Annotated in this window: 20 protein-coding genes; 19 read left to right on the top strand and 1 reads right to left on the bottom strand. The window is 37.3% G+C overall.

The features are described from left to right. Positions 1-152 precede the first annotated feature (152 nt). From FEE95_RS05280 to FEE95_RS05190, 19 genes are all read left to right on the top strand, one after another. Complete coding sequence (locus FEE95_RS05280) at positions 153-482, top strand: HesB/IscA family protein (protein ID WP_138656777.1); 330 nt, start codon at positions 153-155, stop codon at positions 480-482. Between the two features lie 43 nt (positions 483-525). Beyond that, positions 526-903, top strand: a complete 378-nt coding sequence (locus FEE95_RS05275) for a four helix bundle protein (RefSeq protein ID WP_138656776.1) — start codon at positions 526-528, stop codon at positions 901-903. Positions 904-964: 61 nt separating this feature from the next. Next, entirely contained in the window at positions 965-2,410 is a 1,446-nt protein-coding gene (sufB, locus tag FEE95_RS05270; protein ID WP_138656775.1) for a Fe-S cluster assembly protein SufB, read from the top strand. Positions 2,411-2,421: 11 nt separating this feature from the next. Then, positions 2,422-3,297, top strand: a complete 876-nt coding sequence (locus tag FEE95_RS05265) for an N-acyl homoserine lactonase family protein (protein ID WP_138656774.1) — start codon at positions 2,422-2,424, stop codon at positions 3,295-3,297. Positions 3,298-3,302: 5 nt separating this feature from the next. Then, positions 3,303-4,055, top strand: a complete 753-nt coding sequence (sufC, locus tag FEE95_RS05260; protein WP_138656773.1) for a Fe-S cluster assembly ATPase SufC — start codon at positions 3,303-3,305, stop codon at positions 4,053-4,055. A gap of 4 nt (positions 4,056-4,059) precedes the next feature. Next, entirely contained in the window at positions 4,060-5,376 is a 1,317-nt protein-coding gene (gene sufD, locus FEE95_RS05255) for a Fe-S cluster assembly protein SufD (protein WP_138656772.1), read from the top strand. 50 nt (positions 5,377-5,426) lie between these two features. Then, the gene (locus tag FEE95_RS05250; RefSeq protein WP_138656771.1) at positions 5,427-6,074 is read left to right on the top strand and encodes a porin family protein; all 648 of its coding nucleotides are present in this window, start codon (positions 5,427-5,429) and stop codon (positions 6,072-6,074) included. 82 nt (positions 6,075-6,156) lie between these two features. Then, positions 6,157-7,371 carry an aminotransferase class V-fold PLP-dependent enzyme gene (locus FEE95_RS05245; protein WP_138656770.1) on the top strand — a complete coding sequence of 405 codons (1,215 nt, stop codon included), beginning with the start codon at positions 6,157-6,159 and terminating at the stop codon, positions 7,369-7,371. Between the two features lie 186 nt (positions 7,372-7,557). Next, entirely contained in the window at positions 7,558-8,652 is a 1,095-nt protein-coding gene (locus tag FEE95_RS05240; RefSeq protein WP_138656769.1) for a zinc metalloprotease, read from the top strand. Positions 8,653-8,719: 67 nt separating this feature from the next. Continuing rightward, a complete protein-coding gene (locus tag FEE95_RS05235; protein WP_138656768.1) occupies positions 8,720-9,148 on the top strand; it encodes a hypothetical protein in 429 nt (142 codons plus the stop codon). Positions 9,149-9,212: 64 nt separating this feature from the next. Beyond that, positions 9,213-9,635 (top strand): SufE family protein, encoded by a 423-nt coding sequence (locus tag FEE95_RS05230; protein ID WP_138656767.1) that lies wholly within the window; start codon positions 9,213-9,215, stop codon positions 9,633-9,635. A 7-nt stretch (positions 9,636-9,642) separates the two neighbouring features. Then, a complete protein-coding gene (locus FEE95_RS05225) occupies positions 9,643-9,972 on the top strand; it encodes a DUF59 domain-containing protein (RefSeq protein ID WP_138656766.1) in 330 nt (109 codons plus the stop codon). 75 nt (positions 9,973-10,047) lie between these two features. Beyond that, on the top strand, positions 10,048-10,554 hold the full coding sequence (locus FEE95_RS05220; RefSeq protein WP_138656765.1) for a DUF2480 family protein: 507 nt from the start codon (positions 10,048-10,050) through the stop codon (positions 10,552-10,554). Positions 10,555-10,632: 78 nt separating this feature from the next. Next, a complete protein-coding gene (locus FEE95_RS05215; RefSeq protein ID WP_138656764.1) occupies positions 10,633-11,565 on the top strand; it encodes a DUF3078 domain-containing protein in 933 nt (310 codons plus the stop codon). 860 nt (positions 11,566-12,425) lie between these two features. Further along, positions 12,426-13,814 (top strand): sensor histidine kinase, encoded by a 1,389-nt coding sequence (locus tag FEE95_RS05210; protein ID WP_138656763.1) that lies wholly within the window; start codon positions 12,426-12,428, stop codon positions 13,812-13,814. 6 nt (positions 13,815-13,820) lie between these two features. Continuing rightward, complete coding sequence (locus tag FEE95_RS05205) at positions 13,821-14,516, top strand: response regulator transcription factor (RefSeq protein WP_138656762.1); 696 nt, start codon at positions 13,821-13,823, stop codon at positions 14,514-14,516. A 43-nt stretch (positions 14,517-14,559) separates the two neighbouring features. Further along, positions 14,560-15,774: a serine hydrolase domain-containing protein gene (locus FEE95_RS05200; protein ID WP_138656761.1), complete on the top strand. Its 1,215-nt coding sequence runs from the start codon at positions 14,560-14,562 to the stop codon at positions 15,772-15,774. A 32-nt stretch (positions 15,775-15,806) separates the two neighbouring features. Further along, the gene (locus FEE95_RS05195; RefSeq protein ID WP_138656760.1) at positions 15,807-16,265 is read left to right on the top strand and encodes a hypothetical protein; all 459 of its coding nucleotides are present in this window, start codon (positions 15,807-15,809) and stop codon (positions 16,263-16,265) included. A gap of 11 nt (positions 16,266-16,276) precedes the next feature. Then, positions 16,277-16,882 (top strand): hypothetical protein, encoded by a 606-nt coding sequence (locus FEE95_RS05190; RefSeq protein ID WP_138656759.1) that lies wholly within the window; start codon positions 16,277-16,279, stop codon positions 16,880-16,882. Positions 16,883-16,935: 53 nt separating this feature from the next. On the opposite strand, the gene FEE95_RS05185 is transcribed toward FEE95_RS05190, so the two are convergent. Next, positions 16,936-19,296 carry a S8 family serine peptidase gene (locus FEE95_RS05185; protein ID WP_138656758.1) on the bottom strand — a complete coding sequence of 787 codons (2,361 nt, stop codon included), beginning with the start codon at positions 19,294-19,296 and terminating at the stop codon, positions 16,936-16,938. Positions 19,297-19,329: the final 33 nt, after the last annotated feature.

Below are 19,329 nucleotides of genomic sequence, written 5' to 3'. Positions count from 1 at the left end.
CTTGGTTTTTTTGTTGACTCTTCCATAGAAAACCCCTATTTCAACATACGTTATAATAATGTTAGGAACTCTTGTAAAAAGAGACTTATAGCCTATATTTGTAAACTATTTAGAATCATACCAAATAGAATTTGGTAGCAAGCAAGAATATTATGATTCAAGTATCAGAAACGGCAAAACAAAAAGTCATGAACCTAATGACCGAAGAAGGTTTTGACGCGACAACGGACTATGTCCGTGTAGGCGTTAAAAGTGGGGGTTGTAGTGGTTTATCGTATGAACTTGATTTTGATAATAAGATGGGCGAAACAGACAAGGTCTTTGAAGACAATGATGTTCGTATCATCGTAGATAAGAAAAGCTTTTTGTACCTAGTAGGCACTGTTTTAGAATATTCGGGTGGGCTGAATGGAAAAGGATTTGTTTTTAACAATCCGAATGCGCAACGCACCTGCGGTTGTGGCGAGAGCTTTTCATTATAAAGTAAGGTAAAGAGTTAAAGGAGGAAATAAGTTAAAGTAAAATATGGCGAAGTATACTTCTTTTGAAGATCTTGAAGTTTACAAAGCCGCGATTGAGTTTACAATAGAGATTTTTGAATTGCTTAAAAAAGAGGAGTTCAAAAAAGAATGGGCATTTACTGACCAATTAAAAAGAGCCACTCTTTCAATATCTAACAATATTGCAGAGGGTTTCGAAAGAGAAACAGATAAAGAATTAATACGTTTTCTTTATTTTTCAAAAGGCTCGGCCGGTGAAGTAAGGAATATTATTAATGTGTTGAAAACTGTAAAGTATATCACACCTAAGGAGGCGGATGACTTAAAGAATGATATTTCGGGGATATCGAAGCAGCTTTCAAACTATATAAAATACGTAAAGAAGAGAAATGATTTTGGTTGAGATAAAAGTATCCATCAACCTTAACTCTTTAACTTTTTTACCTCGTTGACTTTAAAAGATTATGGCATATACTGAAGAGGAGTTAAAAAAGGAACTGGAAACCAAAGAATATGAATACGGTTTCTATACGGATATTGAGTCTGATACTTTCCCAAAAGGATTGAATGAAGATATCGTTCGTGCGATTTCTAAAAAGAAAAACGAGCCTGATTGGATGACGGATTGGCGTTTAGAAGCTTTCCGCATTTGGGAAAAGATGGAAGAGCCAGAATGGGCAAATGTGCATTATGAAAAGCCAGATTTTCAGGCGATAAGTTACTATTCTGCTCCAAAAGCTGCTGATCCTAATAAATCATTGGACGATGTAGATCCAGATTTGTTGGAGATGTATCGAAAATTAGGGATTTCAGTTGATGAACAAAAGAAGCTACAGAATGTCGCTGTTGATATTGTTGTTGATTCGGTTTCAGTGGCAACCACGTTCAAAAAAACTCTAGCGGAAAAAGGCATCATCTTTATGCCGATTTCTGAAGCGATTCAAGAACATCCTGAGTTGGTTAAGAAATATATGGGTACGGTTGTACCTAAAACAGATAACTTTTATGCTGCATTGAATTCGGCTGTATTTACAGACGGTTCTTTCTGTTATATTCCGAAGGGTGTTAAATGCCCCATGGAATTATCAACGTATTTTAGAATCAACGAAGGTGGTACAGGCCAATTTGAACGAACTTTGGTAATTGCAGATGAGAGTAGTTATGTTAGTTATTTGGAAGGTTGTACAGCGCCGTCACGTGATGAAAATCAATTGCACGCAGCTGTTGTTGAGCTGATTGCACTTGATGATGCCGAAATAAAATATTCGACGGTTCAAAACTGGTATCCTGGTAATGCTGAAGGAAAAGGCGGAGTTTACAACTTCGTAACCAAAAGAGGTTTGTGTGAAAAGAATTCCAAAATTTCATGGACGCAGGTAGAAACCGGTTCCGCAGTTACTTGGAAATACCCTTCATGTATTCTGAAAGGAAATAATTCTGTTGGAGAGTTTTACTCCATTGCGGTTACGAATAATTTTCAACAAGCGGATACCGGGACTAAAATGGTCCATTTAGGAAAGAATACCAGGAGTACTATTATTTCTAAAGGAATATCCGCAGGAAAATCTCAGAACAGTTATCGAGGTTTGGTTCAAATTGGTTCTAGAGCGGAAAATGCACGTAACTTCTCGCAATGTGATTCCCTTTTAATGGGGAATGAATGTGGAGCGCATACTTTTCCGTATATCGAGGCAAAAAACAAATCGGCACAAATAGAACACGAGGCGACAACAAGTAAAATAGGTGAAGACCAGATTTTCTATTGCAACCAAAGAGGAATCGATACGGAAAAGGCCATTGCATTAATCGTAAACGGTTTTAGCAAAGAAGTACTGAATAAACTTCCTATGGAATTTGCAGTTGAAGCACAAAAACTTCTAGAAATTAGTTTAGAAGGTTCTGTCGGATAAGAAATTTGAAAATGAAAAAACATGTAATCATACTATTATCCTTAACGGTTCTTGTCTTTTCTTGCAAAGAGGTAAAGAAAGAAGTAAAAGAGGAAGTAGCCGAGATAGTTAAACCAGAGGTAAAACTCTACACTTTTGATGGTGGTACGGTCATGGTCAACAATCTAGAATTGTTTTCGCAAGACACTACGTATCGAGGTCAAACAAAAGAGTTTTCAGATGCCTTTTATGTAATCAGTCACCCTAATGGAAATTTAATGTGGGATGCCGGTCTTCCAGAAGGTCTCGTAGCATCACCGGAACCGGTTACACCGCCAGGGGGAAATTTCACTATTTCTAGAAAGGATTCGGTAAAGAGCCAATTGAAATCCATAGGAATGACGCCGCAAGACATTAAATATATTGCTATGTCTCATTCACACTTTGATCATAGTGGCCATGCCAATGTTTTAAAGGATGCAATCTGGCTGGTTCAAGAAACGGAGTATGATTTTATTACTAGTGACGAGATTAAAAATGGAGAAAATGCAGGTTTGTATGAAGCCATCAAAGAACTTACGACCGTTCAAAAATTAAAAGGAGATCATGATGTATTTGGTGATGGAAGCGTAATCATCAAATCAATGCCCGGGCACACGCCTGGTCATCAGGTCTTATTTCTCGACCTGCCTGAACACGGTCCTTTATTGCTAACGGGAGATTTATATCATACATATGAAAACAGAATACATAGAAGAATTCCTGTTTTTAATACCGATGTAGAGGAGACCCTTAAAAGTATGGATGCTTTTGAAGCTTTTGCCAAAGAAAAAAATGCAAAGGTGTATCTACAGCACCAAAAAGAAGATTTTAATAAAATGCCGAAGGCACCCGAATATTTAAAGTAAAAAATATGCTTAAGATCAATGATTTACACGCGAGTGTAGAAGACAAGGAAATATTAAACGGAATCAACCTTGAAGTAAATGCTGGGGAAGTTCATGCGATTATGGGGCCTAACGGATCAGGGAAAAGTACCTTGGCGTCGGTTATTGCTGGAAAAGAAGAGTTTGAGGTGACCAAGGGCAGTGTGGTTTTGGATGGAGAGGATTTGGAAGATGACGCTCCGGAAGACAGAGCTCATAAAGGTGTTTTTCTTTCGTTTCAATATCCTGTGGAGATTCCAGGTGTTTCGGTGACCAATTTTATGAAGACGGCCATCAACGAATCCCGCAAGGCAAAAGGTTTAGAAGATATGCCCGCCAATCAGATGTTAAAAATGATTCGCGAAAAGGCTGAAATGTTGGAAATCGACCGAAAATTTTTATCCCGTTCACTTAACGAAGGCTTCTCAGGAGGAGAGAAAAAGCGAAATGAAATTTTTCAAATGGCGATGTTGGAACCCAAATTGGCCATTCTTGACGAAACAGATTCCGGACTGGATATCGATGCGTTACGAATTGTTGCCAATGGAGTAAACAAATTGAAAAGTAAAGACAACGCAGTAATTGTTATTACACACTATCAGCGTTTGCTAGAGTATATAGTTCCTGATTTTGTTCATGTATTGCATAACGGTAAGATTGTAAAATCTGGAGGCAAAGAATTGGCTTTGGAACTAGAGGCAAAAGGATACGATTGGATTAAGCAAGAAGCAACGGTTTAGAATTATGGATTTAAAAGATAAATTAGTTTCTTCCTTCATGGCGTTTGAGAACAACGTCGATATTGACCATCCTGTACATGATGTGCGCACGGAGGCCATGAAGAATTTTGAACAGAAGGGCTTTCCGTCTAAAAAAGAAGAGGCTTGGAAGTATACGTCATTGAACAGTCTTCAAAAGATTGACTTCAGTATTTTTCCAAAACAGGATAACGCTCTTGATTATAAAGATGTCAAGAAATATTTCATCCACGATATCGATACTTATAAAATTGTATTTATCGATGGTATCTATAGCTCCAATCTTTCGGAAACAACTCATGACGGAGTAGATATCTGTTTGATGAGTTCAGCTTTGACAAAGCCAATGTATAAGGCAGTCATCGATGTATATTTTAATAAGGTGGCTTCCAAAGATGAATCGTTGACGACTTTGAATACGGCTTTTAGTAGGGAAGGTGCTTATATATACATCCCCAAAAATAAAATGCCGAAGAAGCCGGTTGAAATCGTACACTTTGCGACAGGAAATGAAGCTTCTTTGATGCTACAGCCCAGAAACCTCATAATTGTTGAGGAAAACGCTGAGCTTCAAGTTATCGAACGTCATCAAAGCTTAACTACCAATGAAGTTCTGACCAATTCTGTTACCGAAATATTTGCTGCTAAGAGCGCTATTATAGATTATTACAAAGTACAGAACGATGCCGCTACTGCGTCATTGATAGATAATACATACATCAATCAAAAGAGTAAAAGTTTTGTAAATGTCCATACCTTCTCTTTCGGTGGAAAGTTGACACGTAATAACCTTAATTTCTATCAGAATGGTGAGTATATGGATTCAACCATGAAAGGGGTTACCATTCTTGGTGAAAAGCAGCATGTTGACCACCATACCTTGGTACACCATATAGAGCCCAACTGCGAAAGTCATCAAGATTATAAGGGTATTTATGGTGAAAATTCCACAGGTGTTTTCAATGGAAAGATTATCGTTGACAAGATTGCACAGAAAACAAATGCTTTTCAGCAAAACAATAATATTCTGATAAGCGACAAGGCAACCATCAATACAAAACCCCAACTAGAGATATTTGCGGATGACGTGAAATGCTCACATGGTTGTACTATCGGCCAATTAGATGAGGATGCGATGTTCTACTTACAATCACGAGGAATTCCTGAGAAAGAAGCACGAGCATTGTTAATGTATGCTTTCGCCAATAATGTTTTAGAAAGTGTTCGCATTCCTGAATTGAAAGCTAGAATCAATAAATTGATTGCCAAAAAATTGGGAGTTAATCTAGGTTTTGATTTGTAACAAATTGTAGTTGCACTTCATTTGAAATTCCTCATAATTCAACCATTGAAATGAGAAAATGCCTTTGTATTCTTTTACTTTTACTAAGTTCTAAGGTAACTTTGAATGCCCAGGAAACTACTTTTGGGGTAAAGGCAGGCTTAAACTATTCTTCAATAATTGGTGATTTGACTGATGGAATTAAATTTCGTTTTTCAGGTCATGCTGGGGTTTATCTTGAGGTAGAATTTACCGATAGATTTTCCTTTCAACCCGAATTGTTGTATTCCTCGCAAGGGTTTCAATTTAGTTCTGATTTGCTAACCATTCAGAATGGAGATGAGGTATTAGATCAAAATGATATCCGCACCAATGTACAGTTCAATTATTTGACTATACCCATACTTGGAAAGTTTGCCCTAAATGACCGTTTGGATGTCGAGTTTGGACCACAGTTCGGATTCCTGTTAAATCAAGTGACCAAAATCAAGAATCTCGACCAGCGCGATGATACGCTACCTGATGATAGAACTTCTACTTCTGGAGACTTTCAGTTGGATTACGGGGTTGCAGCAGGTATAGGAATTAATGTGAGCGAAAGTTTTTCGGTTTCCCCAAGATTTTACATTGGACTACGGAACCGTTTGAACGGCGCTGAAGGGAATATTCAAAACTACAATGTAGCCTTACAGCTTTCAGCAAATTATAGTTTCTTATAATCACAAAATCTAGTTTTAATTAGAGAAATTCCTTCCCTTTTTCGGGGGATACTAGGTATCTTTGTAAATCAATTTAGTGGCTATGTTTGATGTAAATGAAATCCGTAAAGACTTCCCTATTTTAGACCGTAAGGTAAATGGAAAACCTTTGGTTTACCTAGACAATGCGGCCACTTCGCAAACCCCGCGACAGGTTATTGATGTGATTGTAGAGTATTACCAAAACTACAACGCAAACATTCATAGAGGTGTTCATGCGCTGTCCCAAGAAGCGACTGATAAATACGAACAGGCGCGGATAAAAATTCAAAAACATTTTAATGCAGCGAAAGCACATGAAATCATTTTTACTTCTGGTACGACCCATAGCATCAATATTGTTGCCAATGGTTTTTCATCGCTTTTAAAAAAAGGGGATGAAGTTCTAGTTTCGGCGATGGAACACCACTCCAATATCGTGCCTTGGCAGATGCTCTGCGAGCGAACTGGCGGATTGCTGAAAGTAATTCCGATGAATCAAGATGGTGAATTATTGATGGATGAATATGATAAACTCCTATCTGACAAAACAAAACTGGTTTTCTGTAATCATATTTCCAATGCATTAGGAACCATAAACCCTATTGAAGAAATCATTGAAAAGGCACATGGAGTTGGCGCAGCCGTTCTAATCGATGGAGCCCAAGCAGCTCCACATATAGTAGCTGATGTTCAAGCTTTAGATGTTGATTTTTATACGATTTCCGCTCATAAAGTTTGTGGCCCAACAGGAGCTGGAATGCTTTACGGAAAGGAAGAATTGTTGACTAAACTTCCTCCATATCAAGGTGGTGGCGAAATGATAGCTGAAGTAACTTTTGAGAAGACATCTTATGCTGATTTACCACATAAATTTGAGGCAGGTACACCCAACATTTGCGGTGGTATTGCTTTTGGAGCTGCACTTGATTATATGAATTCCATCGGATTCGATGATATAGCAAAGTATGAGCACGAGCTTTTAGAATACGCTACCCAAAAATTACTCGAAATAGACAAATTGAAAATCTACGGGACGGCAAAGGATAAAACTTCTGTGATATCTTTTAATATTGAAGGAGTTCATCCGTATGATATTGGTTCTATTTTGGATAAATTAGGAATTGCAGTTAGAACAGGTCATCACTGCGCCCAACCTATTATGGATTTCTTCAATATTCCCGGTACGGTTCGTGCAAGCTTTTGTTTTTATAATACCAAAGAAGAGGTAGATGTTTTGGTAGAAGGAGTAAAAAGAGCAAAAAACATGCTCCTTTAAAGTAAATCATTTCCCTTCATCGAGGTCTTTCGTGTTAATAACTTTTTGACTCTGTTATCCCTATATTAAATCAGGGTAAATCGACGAACGGTTTTAACAGTTCTTTAAATAATTTCACAATTAGTTAATGATTTGTTAAAAATTCATATATTCGCGTCACATTAACTTAAAAAATTCCCCTTTAGTATGAAAAAAGTACTTTTTAGTTTAACTGCTTTTGCAGTAGTGATAATCTCGTGTGAGCAAGACACAACCGATGTTCAAAATGACATTTTAGCTCAGGAAGTTCAAGTAGACATGAGTGACTTTTATGTCTATACTGATGAAGCAGAAAATGAATTCTCCGGAAAAGGAAACAATGGTAAAGATTGTGCAACCATGCGTGTGTTGAATAAGAACCTTAAGGCGAACAAAGGTCTTGAGAAAAGAATGTTCGACATTGAAAAACATGCCAGACAATTTATTGCATCTAAAAAGCCTGATAAACCAGGTAACGGCAATGGTAACGGCGGTAATGGCGGTGATGGAGGAGGCGAAGATCCAGTCGATGACGGTTTAGGAGTAATAAATATTCCTGTAGTGGTTCATGTTATTTATAGCAATAGCAACGAAAATATAAGTGATGCACAAATTAATTCTCAGATAGCCGTCTTGAATAAAGACTTCAACGCAACGAATGGTGATGTAAATCAAGTACCTTCTGAATTTGCAGGTCGTGTTGCTGATTCTGACTTTAATTTTACTCTTGACCAAGTAATCCGTGTTTCTTCTTCTCGAACTTCTTGGGGAACCAATGACGCCATGAAATCTTCGGCAAACGGAGGTTCTGATGTGGTATCTCCTGCAACACATTTAAATATGTGGGTTTGTAATATTGGTGGAGGAATTTTAGGTTATGCTCAATTTCCTGGAGGCAGCGCTTCGACAGATGGCGTAGTAGTTTCACCTCAGTTTTTTGGCACTACAGGGTTTGTTTCAGCACCATTTAATGGTGGTAGAACTATGACTCATGAAGTAGGGCATTGGGCCAATCTGAGACATATTTGGGGAGATGGTAGATGTAAGCGTGACGACTTCGTTACTGATACTCCTAGCTCTGATGCACCTAACTATGGTTGTCCTTCATATCCAACAGTTAACTGTCGTTCGAATGACATGACAATGAATTATATGGACTATGTTGATGATGCTTGTATGTATATGTTCTCAGAAGGTCAGAAATCTAGAATGCGAGCTATTTTTGCGCCCGGTGGAGCTAGAGCAAGTTTTTTAGGCAGCTAACCGTATTATTACCATAATATAATCATAAAAAGACACCTATTAAGGTGTCTTTTTTTTACTTTGGCTTATGATGAAAAGCAAATATTATTTAGGTTTACTGGTTTTGATGATAATCTCAGGATGTTCGGCACAACAATTTCCAAATGAGATTAAGGTAACCTATCTGGCTTCTTCTAGAGGGTTATACAAGGATATTGAATTGACTAAACAAAAAATTTCGGTTCTTGAAAACAGAACTTCCGAAAATAGAACCGAAGTTGTAATGCCAAAAGATGAATGGGAAGCTCTTTTAAAACGCTGCGAAGCTCTACCAGACCAGACTGAAGGTTTTGATTCTGAAAAACTGAGTATAGATGCTGCTATTGGATCGACTTTGACGATTAAAGGAATTGACGACTCAAAAGAGATGGTGTTCAAGATAGATTATAGCAATGTTCCCGAGTTGTTCGAACCATTAATCAATCAAATACTCGCATTGTCAGAAACTGTTGAATAGCCGATATTCTTATCGTATTTTTGCACAATAATTTATCTCTTTTTTTGGAGATTAAGATGGTCATATGCAGATACAAGATATTCAGGAAGAAATCGTAGATGAATTTTCCATGTTTGAGGATTGGATGCAGCGCTATGAATATATGATTGACTTGGGGAAAGCACTCCCACTAATCGACGAGCAATACAAGACCGACGATAATATCATAAAAGGTTGTCAAAGTAAGGTTTGGGTGCATGCGGAGTTAGAAGGTGATAAATTAGTTTTCACAGCAGATAGCGATGCTATAATTACCAAGGGAATTATTGCCATTTTAATACGAGCATTTAGCAATCAAAAGCCCACGGATATTATTGAGGCAAATACTGATTTTATCGATGAAATCGGATTGAAAGAACATTTATCACCCACAAGAGCGAATGGCTTGGTGAGCATGATAAAACAATTAAAATTGTATGCTGTGGCCTATCAAACACAGTTAAATTAAGAGTAGTATGAGCGAAGAGACAACAATAGATACCCAAGAACTTGGGGATAAGATAGTAGGTGTTATTAAGACCATTTACGACCCTGAGATTCCTGTTGATATTTATGAATTGGGACTGATATATGATGTTTTGGTCAATGAAGAAAATGATGTCAAGATATTGATGACACTGACTTCTCCAAACTGTCCGGTAGCGGAAACACTTCCCGTTGAGGTTGAAGAGAAGGTGAAATCTTTGGATATGGTAAAAGACGCCGAGGTCGAAATTACTTTTGACCCACCATGGACACAAGATTTAATGAGCGAAGAGGCCAAATTAGAACTAGGGTTGCTCTAAAAAAGTTTATTGTCATTCCCGTGCCTGCGCAGAACTTATTTCAGTAAAGGCGGGAATCTTTTTAAAGAAAACTTTATGTCAGATGAAATCGTAAACAGAGTTGCCCAAAGCAAACTCATCACTTTTGACTTAGAGGATTATTATCCCGAAGGAGAGCGTGTGGTTTTAGATATCAAAGAATGGCTACATGAAGGTTTTATTTTAAGGGAAAAGGAGTTTAGAAACCATGTTTCCGAACACAATTGGGAACAATACAAAAATGCCTTTGTCGCGTTGACTTGTTCCACCGATGCTATTATTCCCGGTTGGGCGAATATGTTGATTGCTTCCAAACTTCAACCGTATGCCAAAAAGGTTGTTGTAGGTAATCTTGAACAATTAGAAACTTCATTGTACCAGCTGGCAATAGAAAAGATAGATGTCACCCTATTTCAGGACAAGTCAATTATCATCAAAGGGTGTAGCAATAAGCCAGTTCCACCGAATGCTTACCTCTGGATTACAACCAAAATACAGTCAGTTGCTAAGAGTATAATGTATGGGGAGGCTTGTTCTTCCGTACCTCTTTTTAAGAAGAAATAGATTTCGTTTTATTTATTTTCTGTGAACAATTCTTACCTTTGCGGCAAAATTCCCTTAAACACTTAAACACTAAACATTATGAAAAAATTAATTTTTGTTGCGCTTACGGTATTTGCTGGGGCATTTACCTATTCACAAGACGATACAAAAAAAGCGGAAGAGCTTAAAGCAATGTTAGGCCCTAAAGCCGACTCGATTGCTGCTATTCAAGGAAGAATCGATGCCATTCAAGGTGAAATCGATGGTTTGCCTGGATGGCGAAAAGGAATTTTCGGCACAATTGGAGCTAACTTATCAGGTTCAAATAATTGGTATCAGCAAGCGACGCCGAATAACTCAGCCGGAAACATTGGTATTGCTCTTAACGGTTTCGCCAATTTGAAGAAAGAGAAATACTTTTGGAACAATTCTGCAAATGTTAATCTTCAATGGGTGAAGTTACAGGATAAGGACGCTGAAAATCCAGCTGAAGATGCTGATAAATTTAACCCAACTACAGATGTAATCAATTTTACATCCCTGTTTGGTTATAATTTGAGCAAAAAGTTCGCAGTATCGGCCTTAGGGGAATTTCGTTCTTCAATTAATGAATTCAATAACCCTGGTTACCTTGATATCGGTATAGGTGCTACTTGGTTACCTATTGAAGGTATGGTTGTAGTGGTTCACCCGTTAAATTACAACTTCATATTTGCCGAAGAGGATGCAGCCTACGAATCGTCTACCGGAGCTAAAATCGTAGTTGATTATACAAGACAGTTAGGAGCTGTTAATTTTAAATCTAACTTCTCTACATTTCAAAGCTATAAGAGTGGGGACTTATCAAACTGGAATTGGATAAATTCTTTCGGTTATACTTTGTGGAAAGGAATTGGACTTGGATTTGAGTTTGGCTTAAGAGGTAACAAACAAGAATCTTTTGCGCTTGGAGCAAACCCTGGTGCCACTCTTGCAACTACTGATGCAAATACGCAAAGTTACTGGTTGTTTGGCTTGAACTATTCTTTATAGTGTCGAGACAAAAATTATAGAAAATGTAAAACGCCCTGACATTGTCAGGGCGTTTTTAGTTAAGTAGGATTCGTAAATTTGGTTGTTACAGTCAATAAAATCAAATTTCAGGTCAAGTAAAAACTTGGGCACAATCCAAATACTTAAAATTTTCGGTTAAGATTAGTTTCATCGGGACATTACACTAAATCTCAAATACATGACTAATGTATATTTCATGGGGCGCACCAATAAATTTTTGTTGTGAACGAATCAATAGCTGTTGTGAACTGCGTTAAAATGTGTGGTTTAATCGATGAACTGCACGCTATTTTGATACAATAACAAATAATTGATAATCAATAAAAAAGCCCAGAAGTAATTCAGGGCTTTTTTTAATAAGTAGGTTTATCGTAAAATTTGAGTTCCGATTTAAATCGGTTTAAGCTTTTTAGGCTAAGTATCGATTTGGGAAAAGATACATTCAACATTTAAGTTAAGTTCAAGGGGCGATTTGGGGTCAACACTATCACTTAATTACAATGTAAAGATATAGTGGTTTCTAGGTTCTTCTAAATTATTGTTGTGAATGGATACTATAATGTTGTGTCTCGGATGAACGGGTTTTCTTGTTCGATGAATTACATGCAACAACAAATACTAGTCTTATTTTTTAGTCCATAAGAGGAGCTTTGAGTTTGTTTTTAATGTTAATGAATACATTTACTTGTTAATCTGCCAATTAACAAAGCGGTTAAAACTTCTTAAATAAAAGGGGTTGCGGTAGAATTAACGTTAATGGTGGGTTAACGATGTTTTCTTTTTATGCGAAAATTAGGGTTTGTTCTACTTTTGAACTGTTGCCAGTCAAATAGCAAACCATGAAGAAAAGAATAAACATACTTATTGTAACCGCAATAATCACACTATTAGCCTTAACAAGTATTCAGGTCTATCTCATATATAATACTTACGAACTAAAGAAGAAGGCATTTTTGAACGAAACCTCAGATGCTATTGGAAGATTAGATGACGAGGCGGAATTGGTGGTTGAGACCGCAGAGATATGGGGACAGGAGTTTGTTGAGCTTCTTTGGGAATATAGATTCGAGAATTTAGGTAGAGATGAGTTTTTGAACGAGTTAAGAACTGAAAGAGACTCTTTATCCAAGGCATTTAACAAACTATATCAGAATGAAGTAAGAAAATCAAATTTGGGGTATGATGTTCAGTTTAAGAAGAACATATATTCTATCATTATTCTAGATTCTGTTGCAAACGACACGGTATTTGCATTCAACGAAGAGAACCCGATTTTTGTACTTGGAGAGAATTTTAAAGATGAAGAAGGTTACCGTGTAAGTCAGGCAAGATGGCAAACCGATTATACTCAAATTGATGACCAAGGAGTAGCAAGAACTTTTGAGTTTCTAGTTACGACAAGAGATCAAATGAGTATTTCAGAATGGAAAAGAATAGTTTTAGGCCGAATGGCAGGTTTGTTAATAGCTTCAGTTTTGGTATTTCTTTTCGTGACTGGATTATTTTATTACTCAATTAAGAATTTAATCAAGCAAAAAAAAGTAGCTGATGTTAAATCGGATTTTATCAATAACATAACGCATGAGCTTAAAACGCCCCTTGCTACTTTAAGCTTGGCTTCCAAGAGCTTAAGGCAAAAGGAAATATTGCAGTCGCCCGCAATTTTCGAAAATACACTTGGTATTATTGACCGTCAGAATTCAAGGTTACAAAAGCTTATTGACCAAGTCATGACCAATAGTTTGGGGTCGGAGGATTTTGTTTTAAATAAAGAACAAGTAATCGATGATGATTACTTTAGGAATATCATTGAAGATTTTTCTTTGTCCGTTCAGAGTCAAGATTTAACGATTCAAAAATATATTGAACCTAAAGAGGTAGTGCTTCGCATTGACTCATTCTTATTCACTACGGCCTTGTTCAACATTCTTGAAAATGCGGTAAAATATGGAAAGGAATCCATAGAAATAAAGATCAACACTCGATTAAGGAACAATCATTATGAAATCGAAATTCAGGATAACGGAATAGGAATTTCAAACAAACACCAAAAGGAAGTTTTTGAGAAATTCTATCGGGTGGCTTCTGGAAATGTTCACAATGTTAAAGGGTTAGGTCTTGGTCTGTATTACACGAGACAGGTAATAGATGCGCATGATGGAAGCATTTCATTAATGAGTGAAGTAAATAAAGGAACTAGTTTTATTATTAATATACCGGTTAGTTAAGATTATATGACACACGTATTATTAGCAGAAGACGATTTTGATTTCGGAAGTATTTTAAAACAGTATTTAGAAATACATGACTATCAGGTCACTTGGGCCAAAGATGGTAAGGAAGCTTTGGAATGTTTTGAAAAAGACCATTTCGATATCTGCGTATTTGATGTGATGATGCCAAAAATGGATGGTTTTACCTTAGCAGAAAAGGTGGTGGAATTAAACCCGGAAGTACCTTTTATTTTTCTGACCGCAAAGAAGCTAAAAGAAGATAGAATTACAGGTTTGAAATTAGGAGCTGATGACTATATCGTAAAACCTTTTGAGGCAGACATTTTAGTTCTTCGAATGAAAAATATTTTGAAGCGCATGCGAAAAATTCAACCGAAAAAAGAAGTGCTAATTACCATAGGTTTATATCAGTTTGACGCTGTAAACCACAAACTAAGTTTTAAAAGCGAAGAGCAGCGTTTAACGGAAAAGGAAACCGTTTTGATACAATATCTATATGAACATAAAAATAGAATGATAAAACGCGAAGACCTCCTCAAAGACGTTTGGGGCAACGACGACTTTTTCTCAGGGAGAAGCATGGACGTATTCATAAGCCGACTTCGGAAATACTTTAAGCAAGATTCAAACATTGCTATAGAAAGTGTTCGAGGTGTCGGATTAACATTTGAAATCAACTTGCCTGCCGAAGGGTAGGTCAATAACAGGAGTTTATCTCATCTATCAAAAAACGAAAAACATGAAAAAAACAGCAATCACTTTGTTACTGCTCATCACAGTACTATTAAACGCTATTGCCCAAACACCGGAAGAAACCTTACATCATAAATTAGATAGTATTAGCAAACAAAAAGGGCTGGTAGGTTTTGGTGTATCTGTGTTTTCTCCAGATACCATTCTATACAAAAAAGGCTATGGCTATGCAGATAAGGAAAACAAAAAACCATATACTGTCAATACAGTTCATAATATTGGTTCAATTTCGAAAACCTTTGTTGGCGTTTCTTTAATGAAAGCGGTAGAACTAGGTCTGTTTTCTATGGAAACTCCGATAAACGATATTCTGCCATTCGAGGTTATTCATCCAAGTTATCCAGAGGAACAAATAACCATCACACATTTAGCGACCCATACCTCTGGAATACAGGACACGGATGAATCATATGATAGAAGTTATGTTTTGGAAAACCCCAAAAACGTTGATATTTCTATTTATGATAGAGAAACCGCTAAATACATGAAAAATCTATTGGAGAACGAAGCTATGGAACTTGGGGTTTTTCTACATGAATATTTTTCAACTGATGGTAGTATGTATCAAAAGAAGAATTTTTTGAAGACCGCACCGGGTGAGCGGTACACATACTCTAACATGGGCGCTGCGTTGGCAGGGTATTGTATTGGGGTAGCTTCTGGAAAATCGTTTTCCGAGTTTACACAAGAACACATTTTCGATAAAGTAAAAATTAAAGATATCGGATGGTCCTACAATTCTATCGATGTTAACAATTTTGCAAAAACATATTCCGATACTAGTATTGCGTTCCCAAGGTACTCGTTGAATAGTTATCCCGACGGTGGGTTATGTACCAGCGTGCTCGGTCTCACAAAGTATGCCCAAGAAATGCTTAACTGTTATTATGGGAAGGGAACTATACTCAAACAAGATTCAGCCAAAGAAATGATGATAGGAAAACTGACTAAGCAGCAGTACAACAGTAAGAAGGAAGTAAAGGATAATTATGGGTATTTCTGGGAGCATAATAGAAATAACATAATTGGTCACAATGGGGCTGATCCGGGCATTATGACCTTGATGTACTATTACGAAGATATCAAGCTAGGCGCCATTTTCTTTACCAATTCAAATGTTATTGACAATCCAGAAGCGGCCAAGTTAGTTCAAGCAAGCTGGAATGCCATTAGGGCTTATCAAAACGAAATTGCAAAGTAGAATCATCAATTATAATTCAAAAACGAAAAATCATGAAAAATTTAAAAATCACAATTTGTATGACGGTATTGGCCATAGCCAGCGTATTTTCTCAAGAAGAAGAGAACTACAGCTTTCTGTTAAGTTCAGAATCTGTTGAGATATATGACTTTAAAGCCTCTATGAAAGGAGCTCACTATGAGTATCAGTTTGAAGATGTGTATACCGTCAAGTTGACCAATAAAGTTTACAAAATAAATTTGTTTTTTGATGAAGGTCAGATTGACAAGATTCAAAAAGTGGTTTCCAAAGTCTTAGACGTAGATACTATTTCTTCAGGATTCCAAACCATGGTTTGGAAGAAAACAGCACCAGACGGAAAACTAGCTTATAAGGTTGAAGTCAAAAAGAACAAACTCCGTATCGAAGTAACACGCAAGAACTCAGATAGCCAGGTTTATAATCTACTTAGCCAATTAGGGCAAGAATTCATCAAATCAATTAATAGTTAAAAACAGAAATCATGAGAACTTTAGTATATTTTTTTTTAAGCATATTAATAGGAATCCTTAATACACATGCCCAGGAGGAGTCTGATTCGAAAAAAACAAATAATGACATATCTTTTTCTTGGGATGGAGATCTTTCTTTTTCAGGAAATGAAAACATGTATTTCTCAACAAGTGATTCAGATGACACCTACAAGGTAAGGGCGAAGTTTCCAGACCGAAAAACAACAAAAATAAGAGCATATTTAAAGGAGGAATTAGGTCAAAGAAACATGAAAGTTTCAGGGACTAAGGAATTATGGAAAATGGAATATAGTGGAGATACGGGTTATGAAGTCAAGGTAGATGATGGTAGTTTAAGAATTTTTGTGGACAAGGAACTGGTTTCTTCATCTTTGTTCAATAAGCTAAAAATGATTACCAAAAACATTAAGAACTATACTTCAGGTAAGTCAGAAGAGAAGCATGAAGAAGAGAAGAAAAAACGAGAAGAAGAGCGTCTTGAACGTGAAGCTGAGCAACTCATGCGAGAAGCCGAGCGAAAAATAAGAGAGGCTGAACGTCTTCAAAGGGAAGCCGTGCGCTTACAAAGAGAAGCGGAGCAGAAGAAAAACAGATAATAAAAAAAGGGACTGCTTTTAACAGTCCCTTTTATAACTTCAATGAGTAATTTTTATTTCTTAATGATTTTCTTGGTTACTCCTTCAAGTTCCAGAATATAAAGTCCTTTCTTCAAAGAAGAAAAATCAATGTGAAAATTATTCTCCCCCTCACAAAGTGTTACAGGAACACTAAGCACGATAGGGGCCGTCGGATTGAGCTTCCGAACATTTACATAACTATGTTTATTTTCATTCGAATTAAATGAAACAGTCGCATAATTACGAATCGGGTTCGGATGAACAACAAGACCTTTTCCAGTATCTGAATCATCACAATCGTCGAAGTCGAAAGTTGCGGTAGCACGACCTGGCTTACTTTCACCTTTTATATCCCATTTGATTCTTGCCTTATTTTGTCCGCGAACGGTTTGACTAAGAAAGAAATTTTCTCCTGGTAGGGCAACTAATTCACCCTTCTGACCCGTGCCCAAAATTCTGAAGTCGTACTTAACATTAAACGGATTGGGGTTGTCAACCTGCCATCTGAGTTCCGTATCATTATCATCGGTACAAACAGGGGAAAGCTCAAGGTCTTCTGTACCAACTTGTGCGATAACCCGCCTAACCGCTTTCACTGCATTAACATACCCATGGCCTGTTTTTCTATCATATCCACTATCAAATCCTTCGGTTAAAGGGTCGTCCATATCACTTGCTGTATTCTGCAAAATATTTCTAATTTTATTAGGTGCCAAATCAGGGTTGGCCTGTAGCATTAAAGCAGCTACAGCAGCGGCATGTGGTGCAGCGGCTGAGGTTCCGAAGAAATTAGGATTCGTATCTTCTTCTACCGGCACGCCACCAATAATATCAGGAATATCATTTCCGAAGAAGGTAGTATTTGTCCCATCAGTGGCAGATATGTTTGGTTTTTTAGTGTCTAAAGGCTGACGCTTACGTGATCCGTTGTCGTTAAGTCTTAAGAACGTACCACCGAGTGAAGAAAATCCGTTGATATCCGTAGAAGGGCGATCTTGAAAACCTTCTACCCTAAAGAATGCAACCGCTCCAACTGCTATAGCTCTCTGGGCATTGGCATGCCCTACAACCGTTGAACTGTTGGTGTCAAACGTAACATTTAAGTCACTTCCAAAGTTTACCCACTTTATCCTTTGAGGATCAGGGCCTGATTGTTTTACTACGGCCATATCGAAAATGAAACTATCAGGACCATTGTTGGTAAAACCAATACCTTCAATATTATCGTCGGTATTTAAACTAGTAGTCTGAAAGATAAGTGCCCCGCTATCTGGGTCAAAAACGAAAATATCTAGATTCGTCTCTAGTCTATCGTCTGTTGCGCCGGGACCATCAGTGAAAAATGGACTCGGTTGATCCCATTGTAGAAATAAATTAAGTTGTTGTCCTGAGGCCACCTCAACTCTTTGGAAAAAATTGACACCTTCTCCGTCATCGAAATCGTGGACATTTAAAGGATTGACCGCTCTGAAATCACTTTCATAAGACTGTTCTCCGGAGTTTCCTGCAGAACTGAAATAAGCTGCACCACCTTTGCTAACCTCATTGACCGCTTGGGCAATTGCACCATTTTGAAAGTAAGGTTCTGCAAAATAAATAATATCATCAACGATGATATCACATCCGGCATCAGCTAGAGCTCTTATGCCATCGGCAAAATCAAAATAACCGTTGAATGCTGAGTAAAAGAATATTTCGGCTTCTGGAGCTAAATCATGGATTAACTCGATCATCCCTCTACCTTCGTCAATACCTGTGCCTCCTTCTAGTTCTGACAACACCGTTACTGGTGTTTCATAACCATTAGGATTACCCGGTCCGGGAAGATCACCGCTTGCAATACCAGCAGCCTCTCCGCCTAAAGTATTATAACTATCGGATAAAACACCAATTCTGATGCCCTTTCCTGTAAGTCCAAAACGTTTCGATACCAGATTTACTTTTAATGATTCGAACGCTTCGTTCTCAACAGAACCTACCTGGGCATGCGGTTTTATTTCAGGTCTGGCATAACTGAGTTCAGTACAATTATTTAACTGCATAACTTTATCTACAGCTAAGCGGAAAGTTACCGTTCGGTTGTACTTTTTTATTTTTTTGGCTCCGAGAGTTCTAAGTTCATCGGCCAATGCGTTTACATTTGATTTACATCTTGCTATCAGGAATACTTCTCCATTTCGAATTATATACTTATTTTGGTTAAAGATAGAGAGCTTGCCTTCTGCAATTTCAGCTAGATCGGGGCTCATCAATTGCCCAGTTTTTAAATTTTCTTGAGACTGTTTAATTATTTCAAGCCGTTTTTCTAAATCAGCTTGTTGGGCTTGAACACTAGAACTAATTAGGGCAAAAAATAAAATTAAAGAGAGTAATTTTGAGTAATTTTTTCTCATAATAATGGGGTTTTAAGGGGTTAATATTAAATA

The sequence above is a fragment of the Maribacter algarum (ex Zhang et al. 2020) genome, from assembly GCF_005885635.1.
In the GTDB taxonomy this organism is placed as follows: domain Bacteria; phylum Bacteroidota; class Bacteroidia; order Flavobacteriales; family Flavobacteriaceae; genus Maribacter_C; species Maribacter_C algarum.
Note: the sequence above shows the minus strand (reverse complement) of the source record. Positions and strands in the feature narration are given on the sequence as shown.